24 protein-coding genes are annotated in these 14,288 nt (G+C 34.6%); 23 read left to right on the forward strand and 1 reads right to left on the reverse strand.

The window, feature by feature from the left end:
• Positions 1-81 precede the first annotated feature (81 nt).
• Positions 82-1,797 (reverse strand): BamA/TamA family outer membrane protein, encoded by a 1,716-nt coding sequence (locus AC1RRN_RS12780; protein ID WP_492967674.1) that lies wholly within the window; start codon positions 1,795-1,797, stop codon positions 82-84.
• 168 nt (positions 1,798-1,965) lie between these two features.
• Here AC1RRN_RS12780 and rpsL point away from each other — a divergent pair, with 168 nt between their 5' ends.
• The 23 genes from rpsL to rpmD all read left to right on the forward strand — a co-directional run bounded on the left by rpsL (position 1,966) and on the right by rpmD (position 14,284).
• Positions 1,966-2,349 carry a 30S ribosomal protein S12 gene (gene rpsL / locus AC1RRN_RS12785; protein WP_007136570.1) on the forward strand — a complete coding sequence of 128 codons (384 nt, stop codon included), beginning with the start codon at positions 1,966-1,968 and terminating at the stop codon, positions 2,347-2,349.
• A 117-nt stretch (positions 2,350-2,466) separates the two neighbouring features.
• The gene (gene rpsG, locus AC1RRN_RS12790; RefSeq protein WP_007803600.1) at positions 2,467-2,943 is read left to right on the forward strand and encodes a 30S ribosomal protein S7; all 477 of its coding nucleotides are present in this window, start codon (positions 2,467-2,469) and stop codon (positions 2,941-2,943) included.
• Positions 2,944-2,953: 10 nt separating this feature from the next.
• Entirely contained in the window at positions 2,954-5,110 is a 2,157-nt protein-coding gene (gene fusA, locus AC1RRN_RS12795) for an elongation factor G (protein ID WP_029272048.1), read from the forward strand.
• An 11-nt stretch (positions 5,111-5,121) separates the two neighbouring features.
• Positions 5,122-5,427 (forward strand): 30S ribosomal protein S10, encoded by a 306-nt coding sequence (gene rpsJ / locus AC1RRN_RS12800; RefSeq protein WP_007803605.1) that lies wholly within the window; start codon positions 5,122-5,124, stop codon positions 5,425-5,427.
• Positions 5,428-5,831: 404 nt separating this feature from the next.
• Positions 5,832-6,449: a 50S ribosomal protein L3 gene (gene rplC / locus AC1RRN_RS12805; RefSeq protein ID WP_007803612.1), complete on the forward strand. Its 618-nt coding sequence runs from the start codon at positions 5,832-5,834 to the stop codon at positions 6,447-6,449.
• Complete coding sequence (gene rplD, locus AC1RRN_RS12810; protein WP_026982957.1) at positions 6,449-7,078, forward strand: 50S ribosomal protein L4; 630 nt, start codon at positions 6,449-6,451, stop codon at positions 7,076-7,078. The genes rplC and rplD overlap by 1 nt, the downstream gene beginning before the upstream one ends.
• A gap of 7 nt (positions 7,079-7,085) precedes the next feature.
• Positions 7,086-7,376 carry a 50S ribosomal protein L23 gene (rplW, locus tag AC1RRN_RS12815; RefSeq protein WP_007803621.1) on the forward strand — a complete coding sequence of 97 codons (291 nt, stop codon included), beginning with the start codon at positions 7,086-7,088 and terminating at the stop codon, positions 7,374-7,376.
• 9 nt (positions 7,377-7,385) lie between these two features.
• A complete protein-coding gene (gene rplB, locus AC1RRN_RS12820; RefSeq protein ID WP_007803623.1) occupies positions 7,386-8,210 on the forward strand; it encodes a 50S ribosomal protein L2 in 825 nt (274 codons plus the stop codon).
• 6 nt (positions 8,211-8,216) lie between these two features.
• A complete protein-coding gene (rpsS, locus tag AC1RRN_RS12825) occupies positions 8,217-8,495 on the forward strand; it encodes a 30S ribosomal protein S19 (RefSeq protein WP_007803626.1) in 279 nt (92 codons plus the stop codon).
• Between the two features lie 6 nt (positions 8,496-8,501).
• On the forward strand, positions 8,502-8,915 hold the full coding sequence (rplV, locus tag AC1RRN_RS12830) for a 50S ribosomal protein L22 (RefSeq protein ID WP_007803631.1): 414 nt from the start codon (positions 8,502-8,504) through the stop codon (positions 8,913-8,915).
• Positions 8,916-8,920: 5 nt separating this feature from the next.
• Entirely contained in the window at positions 8,921-9,682 is a 762-nt protein-coding gene (gene rpsC / locus AC1RRN_RS12835; RefSeq protein WP_007803635.1) for a 30S ribosomal protein S3, read from the forward strand.
• A gap of 19 nt (positions 9,683-9,701) precedes the next feature.
• Positions 9,702-10,127 carry a 50S ribosomal protein L16 gene (gene rplP / locus AC1RRN_RS12840; protein WP_007803637.1) on the forward strand — a complete coding sequence of 142 codons (426 nt, stop codon included), beginning with the start codon at positions 9,702-9,704 and terminating at the stop codon, positions 10,125-10,127.
• A 13-nt stretch (positions 10,128-10,140) separates the two neighbouring features.
• Positions 10,141-10,332, forward strand: coding sequence for a 50S ribosomal protein L29 (rpmC, locus tag AC1RRN_RS12845; protein ID WP_007803639.1), 192 nt, complete (start codon positions 10,141-10,143; stop codon positions 10,330-10,332).
• A 17-nt stretch (positions 10,333-10,349) separates the two neighbouring features.
• Positions 10,350-10,610, forward strand: coding sequence for a 30S ribosomal protein S17 (gene rpsQ, locus AC1RRN_RS12850; protein WP_007803646.1), 261 nt, complete (start codon positions 10,350-10,352; stop codon positions 10,608-10,610).
• A gap of 2 nt (positions 10,611-10,612) precedes the next feature.
• On the forward strand, positions 10,613-10,981 hold the full coding sequence (rplN, locus tag AC1RRN_RS12855) for a 50S ribosomal protein L14 (RefSeq protein WP_007803649.1): 369 nt from the start codon (positions 10,613-10,615) through the stop codon (positions 10,979-10,981).
• A gap of 11 nt (positions 10,982-10,992) precedes the next feature.
• Positions 10,993-11,307 (forward strand): 50S ribosomal protein L24, encoded by a 315-nt coding sequence (gene rplX, locus AC1RRN_RS12860; RefSeq protein WP_007803650.1) that lies wholly within the window; start codon positions 10,993-10,995, stop codon positions 11,305-11,307.
• A 2-nt stretch (positions 11,308-11,309) separates the two neighbouring features.
• Complete coding sequence (rplE, locus tag AC1RRN_RS12865; protein WP_007803652.1) at positions 11,310-11,861, forward strand: 50S ribosomal protein L5; 552 nt, start codon at positions 11,310-11,312, stop codon at positions 11,859-11,861.
• A 3-nt stretch (positions 11,862-11,864) separates the two neighbouring features.
• Positions 11,865-12,134 (forward strand): 30S ribosomal protein S14, encoded by a 270-nt coding sequence (gene rpsN, locus AC1RRN_RS12870; RefSeq protein WP_031456037.1) that lies wholly within the window; start codon positions 11,865-11,867, stop codon positions 12,132-12,134.
• A gap of 105 nt (positions 12,135-12,239) precedes the next feature.
• Positions 12,240-12,638 (forward strand): 30S ribosomal protein S8, encoded by a 399-nt coding sequence (gene rpsH / locus AC1RRN_RS12875; RefSeq protein ID WP_029272051.1) that lies wholly within the window; start codon positions 12,240-12,242, stop codon positions 12,636-12,638.
• An 18-nt stretch (positions 12,639-12,656) separates the two neighbouring features.
• Positions 12,657-13,199, forward strand: coding sequence for a 50S ribosomal protein L6 (gene rplF, locus AC1RRN_RS12880; protein WP_041516264.1), 543 nt, complete (start codon positions 12,657-12,659; stop codon positions 13,197-13,199).
• 11 nt (positions 13,200-13,210) lie between these two features.
• Positions 13,211-13,561 carry a 50S ribosomal protein L18 gene (rplR, locus tag AC1RRN_RS12885; protein WP_072960630.1) on the forward strand — a complete coding sequence of 117 codons (351 nt, stop codon included), beginning with the start codon at positions 13,211-13,213 and terminating at the stop codon, positions 13,559-13,561.
• Between the two features lie 3 nt (positions 13,562-13,564).
• Positions 13,565-14,089 carry a 30S ribosomal protein S5 gene (gene rpsE / locus AC1RRN_RS12890; protein ID WP_085950926.1) on the forward strand — a complete coding sequence of 175 codons (525 nt, stop codon included), beginning with the start codon at positions 13,565-13,567 and terminating at the stop codon, positions 14,087-14,089.
• Between the two features lie 12 nt (positions 14,090-14,101).
• Positions 14,102-14,284 (forward strand): 50S ribosomal protein L30, encoded by a 183-nt coding sequence (gene rpmD / locus AC1RRN_RS12895; protein ID WP_007803665.1) that lies wholly within the window; start codon positions 14,102-14,104, stop codon positions 14,282-14,284.
• Positions 14,285-14,288: the final 4 nt, after the last annotated feature.

The following is a 14,288-nucleotide window of genomic DNA, read 5'->3' on the forward strand; positions in this document are numbered from 1 at the left end:
AAATATTTTGAATTAGTATCGCAAAACTCTTAATAATTTGTTAACTATCCTAATATTAATTTAAACTTTTTTCGGTTACTGCTAAAATTTAACATTATAACATATGTTTATGATAGTGTTATATAATTGTAATTCTTGTGCATTTGAACCTCCGTTTGTAAGGCTAATCCTAAGTAATCCGTTTGGAGTTTGAATTACGGTGCCAATTCCTAATCCTATTAATTTTTTTATTTTGTCTGGGCTTTTGGTGCTTGTTAAGTCTTGGTACAGACCATAATCGGTTATAGTGTTAACATAAATGTTTTTTGAAAATTTATATCTATACTCTGTAAGAATTAAAGTGTTGAAGTTAGACTGTAAGCTATTTTCTAAAAAGCCCCTTATGGAATTGATTCCTCCAAAACGAAATAATTCGTTAGAAATGTAATTTTTACTGTTAAGGTAAAAATTTTGTGAATTTATGTTAATGAAATTCTTGTCATTTATCTCAAAGTTATATGAGGCATTTAAGTTCGTGTAGAATTGTTGGCTGCTTCCTGCTGTTTCGGGATCATTGTTTGTATTCCTTTTTCCATATCCAATTATCCAGTTTAGATTCGCTTTTTTAGGGATCAGATTATTTAAATTATCTATTTTTTTGAATTCATAACTTGATGTAATGTATGAATTTTTAAAGTCACTAATTGTTGAATTGTTTATGTTTTGAATATCGCTCGATTCGGTTGCTTGATATCCAAGATAAATTTTTGAATTGTAATTGATATAATAGCCCAGGTCGATTGCTGTTTTTGTGTTTTGGAAAGTACTGTCTTGCTTGAAAATATTTAATTGCGCTTTTAGTCCTAATGATGATTTAAAGATATAAGGAATTTCCAGCTTTGTGTTGAAGATTTTTTGTTGGTTGCCATCACTTTTCCAGTATAATGAAAATTGCTCTCCTGCATGAAGAGTATTTGATAGTAATATGTCTAGGTATCCGTTAAGATTTGCTTTTTTGTCTTTGTCATTTGAAAATCCTATGTAACCATCAAAGATGTTTGCTTTTCTTTTCTCAAGATAAATGTAGATTTTGGTTGAATCCTTTGTAAATAATATTTCTGGATATTTTGTTTGGTTTACAAAATCATAACTATTGATTTCGTCATAAAGTTGTTTGGTTATTTCCTGATTGAAAGTTTTGTGCAGGTATTTTTTATTAAGTTGTTTTAGGTGTCCTTTAGGGAAGTTGGCTTTATCTTTGCTATTTGTGTAATTTGTAATAATGGAATTTACTTCGCGTTTTTTTTCGTATTTATAATTTAAGCTTGCAAAAATTATCAAATTCTTTCTTTGAATATTTTCAAGTTTTATTTTGGTCAATGCAAATCCTTGTTTTTCAGCTTCGATTATTTTTTGATTTAAATAGTTTTCGGTTTCTTCATAAGGTAAAATTACGCTGTCGTTTTTTGTTTCAACCGAATCAAAAAAAGAATTATTTCTACCTATATATATATGTATTTCTTTTATTCTGTTTTTTAGCTGAATAATAGAGGTATAAGAGGTGTCATTTACCTTGTTTATTTCTAGTATTTTATTGTCAAGATATCCTTTTTTTGAAAGCTTGTCAGAGGTGTTGTTTATCTCGTTGTATAAAGATTTTAAATTTTGATGTTTTGAAGAGTAGTATAGTGAATCAATTGTTTGATTTTCATTGTTGTTTGTCCCTTTTATTTTTAAATGAAAATTTTGGGCATAGCAACCAAGAGATGTTGTGAGAAAAAATATGTATAATAACTGTTTCAAAAGCAATTGTTTCATTTATTAAATGTATTGCAAATATCTATTGTTTGTTTGTAAAATCATAAGCTTAAATAATGTTATTGAAAATTAATGGATTAACGTTTGTATAGTGAAAAATATTTTATACATTTGCAACCCCGTAAAAAGCGGGAATTTAATATACATAATAAATTTTTAGTATTAATTATGCCAACAATTCAACAATTAGTAAGAACAGGAAGAACTCAAATCACTAAGAAGAGTAAATCGGTTGCTTTAGATTCTTGTCCTCAAAGAAGAGGGGTTTGTACGCGTGTTTACACTACTACACCAAAAAAACCAAACTCTGCAATGCGTAAAGTTGCGCGTGTACGTTTGACAAATGGTAATGAAGTGAATGCTTACATCCCTGGAGAAGGACACAATCTGCAAGAGCACTCGATAGTATTAGTGCGAGGTGGAAGGGTAAAAGATTTACCAGGTGTTAGATATCATATCGTTCGTGGAGCGCTTGACACGTCAGGAGTTGCAGGAAGAACGCAAAGAAGATCTAAGTACGGTGCTAAACGCCCAAAAGAAGCAAAAAAGTAATTTAAAACGTTAAGAGTTGGAGGTTAGGAGTTAAGGTTGGGATTGAAGATGTAAGTCGAAAATCTTTAACATATAGCATTTAACGGATAACCTATAACTTTTTATTAAAAAAAAGACATGAGAAAAAGAGCGGCAAAGAAAAGACCACTTTTACCAGATCCGAGGTTTAACGACCAATTGGTAACACGTTTTGTGAACAACTTAATGTGGGACGGTAAGAAATCTACAGCTTTCAAAGTATTTTATGATGCAATTGACATCATTGAGTCTAAAAAGCAAGATTCAGAAAAATCTTCATTAGAAATTTGGAAAGATGCTTTAACAAACGTTATGCCTCACGTAGAAGTACGTAGTCGTAGAGTTGGTGGAGCTACATTTCAAATTCCAATGCAAATTAGACCAGACAGAAAAATTTCTATGGCAATGAAGTGGTTAATACTTTATTCTAGAAGAAGAAATGAAAAATCTATGGCACAACGTTTAGCGTCAGAATGTTTAGCTGCTGCTAAAGAAGAAGGTGCTGCGGTTAAGAAAAGAATGGATACTCACAAGATGGCAGAAGCTAATAAAGCTTTCTCTCACTTTAGATTTTAATTCGTAAGAAATGGCTAGAGATTTAAAATATACAAGAAATATCGGAATTGCTGCTCACATTGATGCTGGTAAAACAACAACAACTGAGCGTATCCTTTTTTATACTGGAAAGTCACACAAAATTGGTGAAGTACACGATGGTGCTGCAACAATGGACTGGATGGCTCAAGAGCAGGAAAGAGGTATTACAATTACTTCAGCTGCAACAACTTGTGAGTGGAATTTTCCAACTGAGCAAGGAAAAATTTTGCCTGAATCATTGCCTTACCACTTTAATATTATTGATACTCCTGGACACGTTGACTTTACTGTAGAGGTAAACCGTTCTTTGCGTGTACTTGATGGTTTAGTTTTCTTGTTTAGTGCTGTTGATGGTGTTGAGCCTCAATCAGAAACAAACTGGAGACTTGCTGATCAGTACAGAGTTCCACGTATGGGGTTTGTTAATAAAATGGACCGTCAAGGATCTAACTTTTTGGCAGTTTGTCAACAAGTTCGTGATATGTTAAAATCAAATGCTGTTGCAATCACTTTACCAATTGGTGAAGAAAATGATTTCAAAGGTGTTGTAGATTTAGTAAAAAACCAAGCTATCATTTGGCATGATGCAACTCAAGGGGCGACTTTTGATATTGTTGAAATTCCTGCTGACATGGTTGCTGAAGTTAAAGAATATAGATCTATTCTTATTGAAGCTGTTGCTGACTATGATGAAAACCTTTTAGAGAAATTCATGGAAGATGAAAACTCTATTACTGAGGAAGAAATCAACAACGCTTTAAGAGCTGCTACTATGGATATGGCTATCATCCCGATGATCGCTGGTTCTTCTTTCAAAAACAAAGGAGTTCAATTCATGTTAGATGCAGTTTGTAAATATTTACCTTCTCCAATGGATAAGGAAGGTATCGAAGGAATTCATCCTGATGATGCTGAATTATTAGAAGAAGATCAAACTAAAATCTTACGTAAGCCAGACGTAAAAGAGCCTTTCGCTGCTCTAGCATTTAAAATTGCTACTGACCCATTCGTAGGTCGTTTAGCTTTCTTCCGTGCTTACTCTGGACGTTTAGATGCTGGTTCTTACGTTTTGAACACTCGTTCAGGAAGTAAAGAAAGAATTTCTCGTATCTATCAAATGCACGCGAACAAACAAAATCCAATCGAATATATTGAGGCTGGAGATATTGGGGCTGCTGTTGGATTTAAAGATATCAAAACTGGAGATACATTGTGTGATGAAAAACACCCAATTATTCTTGAGTCTATGAAATTCCCTGCGCCGGTAATTGGTATTGCAATTGAACCTAAAACTAAAGCTGACGTTGATAAAATGGGTATGGCTTTGGCTAAATTAGCTGAAGAAGATCCAACATTTACTGTTAGAACAGATGAGGCTTCAGGGCAAACTATTATCTCAGGTATGGGTGAGCTTCACTTAGATATCTTGGTAGATCGTATGAAACGTGAATTTAAAGTTGAAGTAAACCAAGGTGAGCCTCAAGTTGAATATAAAGAAGCGTTTACAAGAACTGCAACACATAGAGAGACTTACAAGAAACAATCAGGAGGTCGTGGTAAATTCGGTGATATCGTATTTACGCTTGAGCCAGCTGACGAAGTTGATGGTAAAGTTCCTGTAGGATTACAGTTTATTAATGCGGTAAAAGGTGGTAACGTTCCTAAAGAATACATTCCATCTGTAGAAAAAGGTTTCCGTGAAGCTATGAAAACTGGTCCTTTGGCTGGTTATCAAGTGGATAGTTTGAAAGTAACTTTGACAGACGGATCTTTCCACCCTGTCGATTCTGATGCTCTTTCTTTTGAATTAGCTGCAAGAATGGGTTATAGAGAGGTGGCAAAAGCTGCTGGAGCAATTATTTTGGAGCCAATCATGAAAATGGAAGTTATTACACCAGAAGAAAACATGGGAGATATCGTAGGTGATATCAACCGTCGTAGAGGTCAGGTTAATGACATGGGTGACAGAAACGGTGCTAAAACTATTAAAGCTGACGTGCCATTATCAGAGATGTTTGGATATGTAACAACATTAAGAACATTATCTTCTGGTAGAGCTACTTCAACAATGGAGTTTTCTCACTATGCAGAAACACCTTCTAATATTTCAGAAGCTGTAATTAAAAAAGCAAAAGGTAACGCTTAATTCTTAAGAAAATGAGTCAAAAAATCAGAATAAAACTAAAATCTTACGATCACATGTTGGTAGATAAATCTGCTGAAAAGATCGTAAAAACAGTAAAAACTACTGGAGCAGTTGTAACAGGTCCAATTCCGTTGCCAACTCACAAAAAACTTTTCACTGTATTGCGTTCTCCGCACGTTAACAAAAAAGCGAGAGAGCAATTTGAAGTAATGTCATACAAGAGATTGATTGATATTTATTCATCTTCATCTAAAACTATTGATGCTTTAATGAAACTTGAATTGCCAAGTGGTGTTGAAGTAGAGATAAAAGTATAATTTTTATTATATTTTTTTATATAAAAAGCGAGACAGAAATGTCTCGCTTTTTTTGTTGTTGAAAATTTTAATTTTTAATGATTATTGAAGTATCTTGTTTTGGGGGATAATTGCGCTTTTTATTGAAATGTCTTTTATTTAGGCTGTTGCCGAAGTTTTTTATTCGATAAATTATGGAATTGTTAAGTAAAAGGTTGTTGAGAGTTAAGGATGTGATGGTTTGTTTTTAGGTTAAATTAAATGAGGTTGGTCTTTGATTTATTTCTTTGATTTTGATAATGAGCGATTTAATTTTTATAAGCGTTTGGTATATTCAAATTTTATATCTACTTTTGCACTCCCTGTTTGGAAATTTCTGTTATTTTCAAATTGAAGGGAATTTTAGTAATTAATAATTAATATTTATGTCTGGGTTAATTGGTAAAAAAATCGGCATGACTAGCATTTTTGATGAAAACGGGAAAAACATTCCTTGTACAGTAATCGAAGCTGGGCCGTGTGTTGTTACCCAAGTCAGAACCAAAGGTGTTGACGGGTACGAAGCGTTGCAACTTGGTTTCGATGACAAAAACGAGAAACATTCCACGAAAGCGGCTCTAGGTCACTTTAAAAAAGCTGGAACTGTTGCTAAGAAAAAAGTCGTTGAATTTCAAGATTTTGCAACTGAACAAAAATTAGGAGATCTTATTGATGTTTCTATTTTTGCTGAAGGAGAATTTGTAGATGTACAAGGTGTATCTAAAGGTAAAGGTTTTCAAGGGGTTGTTAAACGTCACGGATTTGGTGGTGTTGGACAAGCAACTCACGGTCAACACAACCGTTTAAGAGCGCCAGGTTCTGTAGGAGCTTCTTCATATCCATCTAGAGTATTCAAAGGAATGCGTATGGCTGGAAGAATGGGAGGAGACAATGTAAAAGTTCAAAACCTTAGAGTTTTAAAAGTAGTTGCTGAAAAGAATCTACTTGTTATTAAAGGATGTGTTCCTGGACATAAAAACTCTTATGTAATCATTCAGAAGTAATGGAAGTAAAAGTATTAGATTTCAACGGAAAAGATACTGGAAGAAAAGTTCAACTTTCTGATTCAGTATTCGCAATTGAACCAAACAATCACGCTGTATACCTTGATGTTAAGCAGTATCTTGCTAATCAAAGACAAGGAACTCACAAAGCTAAAGAAAGAGCTGAAGTGACAGGAAGTACACGTAAGATTAAAAAACAAAAAGGAACTGGTACGGCTCGTGCGGGAAGTATCAAGAACCCATTGTTTAAAGGTGGTGGAACAGTTTTCGGACCAAGACCAAGAAGTTATTCATTCAAATTGAATAAAAGCTTGAAAAGATTGGCTAGAAAATCAGCTTTCTCAATCAAAGCAAAAGAGGCGAATATCATCGTTCTTGAAGACTTTAATTTTGAAGCGCCAAACACTAAAAATTTCATTAACGTTTTGAAAGCTTTAGGGTTAGAAAATAAAAAATCTCTATTTGTGTTGGGAGAGTCGAATAAAAATGTATATTTGTCCTCACGCAATTTAAAGGCTTCAAATGTCGTAACTAGCTCAGAATTAAGCACTTACGCTATATTAAACACTAATAATTTAGTGCTTTTAGAAGGTTCTTTAGAGTTAATTGAAGAAAATTTAAGCAAATAATAGGAATATGAGTATCATAATTAGACCTATAGTAACGGAAAAAGTAACCAAAGAAAGTGAAGTTTTAAACCGCTTCGGATTCGTTGTTGACAAAAAAGCAAACAAAGTTCAAATTAAGAAAGCTATTGAAGCTGCTTATGGAGTAACTATCGTTTCAGTTAACACGATGAATGTAAGACCGGATAGAACTACAAAATACACTAAAAGTGGTTTAATCAGTGGAAAGACAAATGCAATTAAAAAAGCGATTGTTCAAGTACAAGAAGGAGAAACAATTGATTTTTACAACAATATCTAAGATAGAAAAATGTCAGTAAGAAAATTAAAACCTATTACCCCAGGTCAGCGATTTAGAGTTGTGAATGGTTATGACGCCATTACAACTGATAAGCCGGAACGCTCTTTGATAGCACCGATAAAAAACTCTGGAGGTAGAAATAGTCAAGGAAAGATGACCATGCGTTATACGGGTGGTGGTCACAAGCAGAGATATCGTATTATTGATTTCAAAAGAACTAAAGACGGAATTCCGGCTACTGTGAAATCAATCGAATACGATCCAAATCGTACTGCATTTATCGCTTTATTAGCTTATGCTGATGGAGAGAAAACTTATGTAATTGCTCAAAACGGATTGAAAGTTGGTCAGAAATTAGTTTCTGGTCCAGAATCTCAACCTGAAATTGGTAATACATTGCCTTTAAGCAGAATTCCTTTAGGAACTGTAATCTCTTGTATTGAGTTACGTCCAGGTCAAGGAGCAGTAATTGCTCGTTCAGCTGGTACATTTGCTCAGTTAATGGCAAGAGATGGGAAATATGCTACAATCAAAATGCCTTCTGGTGAAACAAGATTGATCTTGTTAACTTGTTCGGCTACAATTGGAGCTGTTTCTAATTCAGACCACCAATTAGTTGTATCAGGAAAAGCTGGTAGAACAAGATGGTTAGGAAGAAGACCTAGAACAAGACCTGTTGCAATGAACCCTGTTGATCACCCAATGGGTGGTGGAGAAGGACGTTCTTCTGGTGGACATCCACGTTCAAGAAATGGAATACCAGCAAAAGGTTATAGAACTCGTTCTAAGAAAAACCCGAGTAACAAGTATATCGTAGAACGTAGAAAGAAATAATAAGATATGGCACGTTCATTAAAAAAAGGACCTTTCGTTCATTATAAGTTAGACAAGAAAGTTCAGGAAAACATTGAAAACGGAAATAAAGGAGTGGTAAAGACTTGGTCTAGAGCTTCTATGATTACTCCAGACTTTGTTGGACAAACAATCGCAGTTCATAACGGTCGTCAATTTGTACCAGTTTACGTAACAGAAAACATGGTAGGTCACAAATTAGGAGAGTTTTCACCAACTAGATCTTTTAGAGGTCATGCTGGAGCAAAAAATAAAGGTAAAAAATAAGAAGCAATGGGAGTTCGTAAAAGAGAAACAGCAGATGCGAGAAAAGAGGCTAATAAGTCTATTGCTTTCGCAAAATTGAATAACTGCCCTACTTCACCTAGAAAAATGCGCTTAGTAGCGGACTTGGTAAGAGGTCAGAAGGTAGAAAGAGCACTTAACATCTTAAGATTCAGTTCTAAAGAAGCTTCAAGAAAATTAGAAAAACTATTATTATCTGCAATCAACAACTGGGAGCAAAAAAATAGTGAAGGTAATTTAGAAGAAGCTGGATTATTTGTTAAAGAGATCAGAGTAGATGGTGGAATGATGTTGAAAAGACTTCGTCCAGCTCCACAAGGTCGTGCACACAGAATAAGAAAACGTTCTAATCACGTAACAATCGTGCTTGGAGCTATCAATAACACACAAAGCAATTCTTAAGCAGCATGGGACAAAAGACAAATCCAATTGGAAATAGACTTGGTATCATCAGAGGGTGGGACTCAAACTGGTATGGTGGAAATGATTACGGTGATAAACTTGCCGAAGATCACAAAATCAGAAAGTATATCCACGCTCGTTTATCAAAAGCTAGTGTATCAAAAGTAATCATCGAGAGAACTTTGAAACTTGTAACCGTTACTATCACTACTGCTAGACCTGGTATCATTATCGGAAAAGGTGGACAAGAGGTAGACAAGTTAAAAGAAGAACTTAAGAAAGTTACTGACAAAGAGGTTCAAATCAACATCTTTGAAATCAAAAGACCTGAATTAGATGCTTATCTTGTGGCGACAAGCATCGCTCGTCAAATCGAAAGCCGTATCTCTTACAGACGTGCAATCAAAATGGCTATTGCTGCTTCTATGCGTATGAACGCTGAAGGTATCAAAGTTTTGATTTCTGGTCGTTTGAATGGTGCTGAGATGGCACGTTCAGAAGGTTTTAAAGAAGGTAGAATTCCTCTATCAACTTTCAGAGCTGATATTGATTATGCTTTGGCTGAAGCTCACACTACTTATGGTAGAATGGGTATCAAAGTATGGATCATGAAAGGTGAAGTTTATGGAAAGAGAGATCTTTCTCCACTTGCAGGAATGGATAAAAAACAATCTGGAACTGGTGGTGGTAAAGGTGGAGATTCTCCAAGAGGAGACAGAAAGCCTTTTAATAAAGGTGGAAAACCAGACGCTCGTAAAAGAAAGTAAATTTTTAAACTAAAGAAAAATGTTACAGCCTAAAAGAACAAAATACCGTAAGGTACAGAAAGGTAAAATGAAAGGTAACTCTCAAAGAGGGCATGAACTTTCTAATGGAATGTTTGGTATTAAATCTGTACATGAAGATGGAATGTTCTTAACGTCTCGTCAAATCGAAGCTGCACGTATTGCTGCAACTCGTTTCATGAAGAGAGAAGGACAATTATGGATCAAAATATTTCCAGACAAACCAATTACTAAGAAGCCTCTTGAGGTACGTATGGGTAAAGGTAAAGGTGCCGTTGAATATTGGGCTGCCGTTGTTAAACCCGGAAGAATTATGTTTGAAGTTGGAGGAGTTCCTTTGTCAGTTGCAAAAGAGGCGTTACGTCTTGCAGCTCAAAAGCTTCCAGTAAAAACTAAATTCGTCGTTGCTAGAGATTTCGAAGCATAATTAAATTTATATTATGAAACAATCAGAAATAAAAGATCTTTCTGCAGCGGAGTTGCAAGAAAAACTTAGTCAAACTAAGAAAATATATGCTGACCTAAAAATGGCTCACGCTATTTCTCCAATTGAGAATCCGCTTCAAATTAGAAGTGTAAGAAGAACAGTTGCAAGATTGGCTACAGAGTTAACTAAAAGAGAGTTACAATAATTGTATTCTGCTGAAAGATGGAAGAAAAAAGAAATTTAAGAAAAGAAAGAATAGGTGTTGTTACTTCAAATAAAATGGATAAGTCTATTGTTATTGCTGAAGTAAGAAAAGTAAAACACCCATTATACGGTAAGTTCGTGTTAAAAACAAAAAAATATGTTGCACACGACGAAACAAACGACTGTAACATTGGAGATACTGTAAGAATTAGCGAAACGCGTCCTTTAAGTAAAACAAAATGTTGGAGATTAGTTGAAATCTTAGAAAGAGCTAAATAATTATGGTACAACAGGAATCAAGACTAAAAGTAGCAGATAACACGGGAGCAAAAGAAGTTTTAACTATCCGTGTTTTAGGAGGTACCAAAAGAAGGTATGCCTCTGTTGGTGACAAGATTGTAGTATCTATTAAAGATGCAACTCCTAACGGTAACGTTAAAAAGGGAGCTGTTTCAACTGCAGTTGTTGTACGTACCAAAAAAGAAGTGAGAAGAGCTGATGGTTCTTATATCCGTTTCGATGACAATGCATGTGTTCTTTTGAATGCTGCAGGGGAAATGAGAGGAACTCGTGTTTTTGGTCCGGTAGCAAGAGAACTTCGTGAAAAACAATTCATGAAAATTGTATCATTAGCACCAGAAGTGCTTTAATTCGTTTTAAGATGATAAAGCTAAAAATAAAATCAGGAGATATCGTAAGAGTTATTGCTGGAGACCATAAAGGTGCTGAAGGTAAGGTGTTACGTGTTTACCGTGAGAAAAATAAAGCGATAGTTGAAGGTGTAAACATGGTTTCAAAACATACAAAACCAAGTGCTAAAAACCCTCAAGGTGGTATCGTTAAGAAAGAAGCTTCTATACAAATATCTAACATTTCACTAATTGATCCTAAAACTAAGGAAACAACTAGAGTTGGTATTAGAGTAGAAGGAGATAAGAAAGTAAGATTTTCAAAAAAATCTAATCAAGTACTATAGTAATGGCATATACACCTAGACTAAAAGAAGAATATAAGAGTAGAGTAATCTCTGCTCTTAAAGAGGAATTCGGATATACAAACGTAATGCAAGTTCCAAAACTTGAAAAAATCGTTTTGAGCCGTGGAGTTGGAGCAGCTGTATCTGATAAAAAACTTATTGACTATGCAGTTGATGAGTTAACAAAGATCACTGGACAAAAAGCAGTTTCTACAATTTCAAAGAAAGACGTTGCGTCTTTTAAATTGAGAAAAGGGATGCCTATTGGAGCAAAAGTTACTTTACGTGGAGAAAGAATGTATGAGTTTTTAGATAGACTTGTTACTTCTGCTTTGCCACGCGTTAGAGATTTTAGTGGTATCAAAGCTACAGGTTTCGACGGAAGAGGTAACTACAATCTTGGAGTTTTAGAGCAAATCATTTTCCCTGAAATTGATATTGACAAAGTAAACAAAATTTCAGGAATGGATATTACATTTGTTACTACTGCAAAAACAGACAAGGAAGCAAAGTCATTATTGGCTGAATTAGGATTACCTTTTAAAAAGAATTAAGACATGGCTAAAGAATCAATGAAAGCCCGCGAGGTGAAAAGAGAGAAAACGGTAGCTAAGTACGCTGAAAAAAGAAAAGCTTTATTAGAAGCTGGAGATTATGAAGGCCTACAAAAATTACCTAAAAATGCTTCACCAGTTCGTTTACACAATCGTTGTAAATTAACAGGTAGACCAAGAGGTTATATCCGTCAATTCGGTATTTCACGTGTAACTTTTCGTGAAATGGCTAATAATGGGTTAATTCCTGGAGTAAAAAAAGCATCTTGGTAATCTCGCAATAAGTTACTACTTTTGCAAACCAAAATATAATTTTAATTGATTAAAGGTTCAGGAGGCATAGTGCTTCCTGAAAACCGTAATCGCAATCAAATACATATGTATACAGATCCTATTGCAGATTATTTGACTAGAGTTCGTAACGCTGTGGCTGCAAACCACAAAGTTGTTGAAATTCCAGCTTCTAATCTTAAAAAAGAGATAACTAAGATCTTATTTGATCAAGGTTATATCTTGAGTTACAAATTTGAAACGAACACTGTTCAGGGTTCAATCAAAATTGCTTTGAAGTATGATAAAGATACTAAAGAGCCAGTAATTAAAGATATCCAAAGAATTAGTAAACCTGGTTTACGTAAATACGCAGGTGCTGCCAAATTACCAAGAATCCTTAACGGATTAGGAATTGCTATTGTTTCAACTTCAAAAGGTCTTATGACTGGAAAACAAGCGAAACAATTGAATGTAGGTGGTGAAGTAATTTGTTACGTATACTAATTTTAAAGACTAGATAAGATGTCAAGAATAGGTAAAAGCCCAATTGTAGTCCCTGCTGGCGTAACTGTAGAAGTTAAAGACGGTATCATTACAGTAAAAGGAAAAAAAGGTCAACTAACTCAGGAGTTTTCGGACGTAACTGTAAAAGTTGAAGGCGATCAAGTACAAGTAGAAAGATCGTCTGATCATAAAGACCAAAGAGCAAAACACGGATTATACAGATCATTAATCAATAATATGATTGTTGGTGTAAATGAAGGTTTTACTAAAGAACTAGAATTAGTAGGAGTTGGTTATAGAGCTTCAAACCAAGGTCAAAAATTAGATTTAGCTCTTGGATATTCTCACAATATTGTTTTAGAAATTGCTCCGGAAGTAGCTTTAGAAACAATATCTGAAAAAGGTAAAAACCCTATCGTAAAATTAACATCATTTGACAAACAACTTTTAGGTCAGGTAGCTGCGAAAATCAGAGGTTTCCGTAAGCCTGAGCCGTACAAAGGGAAAGGTGTTAAATTTGTGGGTGAAGTATTAAGAAGAAAAGCAGGTAAATCAGCTTAAAAAATAAGATTATGTCATTAACAAAATCTGATAGAAGACAGAGAATTAGATTCAGAATTAGAAAATCGATCAGTGGTACTGCTACTAATCCAAGACTATCTGTATTTAGAAGTAACAAAGAAATTTACGCTCAACTTATTGATGACGTAAATGGAGTTACTTTATTAGCTGCATCTTCAAGAGAAAAAGAAATAGGAAAAGGTACTAACGTTGAAGTAGCTGCTGCTGTTGGAAAACTAGTTGCGGAGAAAGCGTTAAAAGCCGGGATTGATACCATCACTTTTGACAGAGGTGGATATTTATATCACGGTCGTATTAAATCATTAGCAGAAGGCGCAAGAGCGGCTGGACTTAAATTCTAATATATTATGTCTAAATACAAAAATGTAGAATTGGTAAAACCAAGTGGTCTTGAACTTAAAGATCGTCTGGTAAGTGTTAATCGTGTTACTAAAGTTACAAAAGGTGGTAGAGCTTTCGGTTTTTCTGCTATTGTAGTTGTAGGTGATGAAAATGGAGTAGTTGGTCATGGATTAGGAAAATCTAAAGACGTTTCTGAAGCAATTGCGAAAGCAGTAGAAGATGCTAAGAAAAATTTAGTAAAAATTCCTTTGAACGGACAATCTGTTCCTCACGAACAAAAAGGTAAATTTGGTGGTGCACGTGTATTCTTAATTCCTGCTTCTCATGGTACAGGAGTTATTGCTGGTGGAGCTGTTCGTTCAGTTCTTGAATCAGTAGGTATTCACGATGTATTATCTAAATCTCAAGGATCATCAAATCCTCATAACGTAGTTAAAGCAACTTTTGATGCTTTATTACAAATGAGAAGCGCTCATACTGTTGCAAAACAAAGAGGTGTTTCTTTAGAAAAAGTTTTTAAAGGTTAATTCAAGGAAATTATGGCTAAATTATTAGTAAAACAAGTAAGAAGCAAAATCAACTGTCCTCTTTCTCAAAAGAGAGGTTTGGAAGCTTTAGGTCTACGTAAAATGGGACAAGTTGTAGAGCATGATTCAAACCCTGCTATCCTTGGTATGATAAACAAAGTTAAACACTTAGTTTCTGTTGAGGAAACTAAATAACAAA

The sequence above is a fragment of the Flavobacterium sp. GW821-FHT11G01 genome (assembly GCF_058808175.1).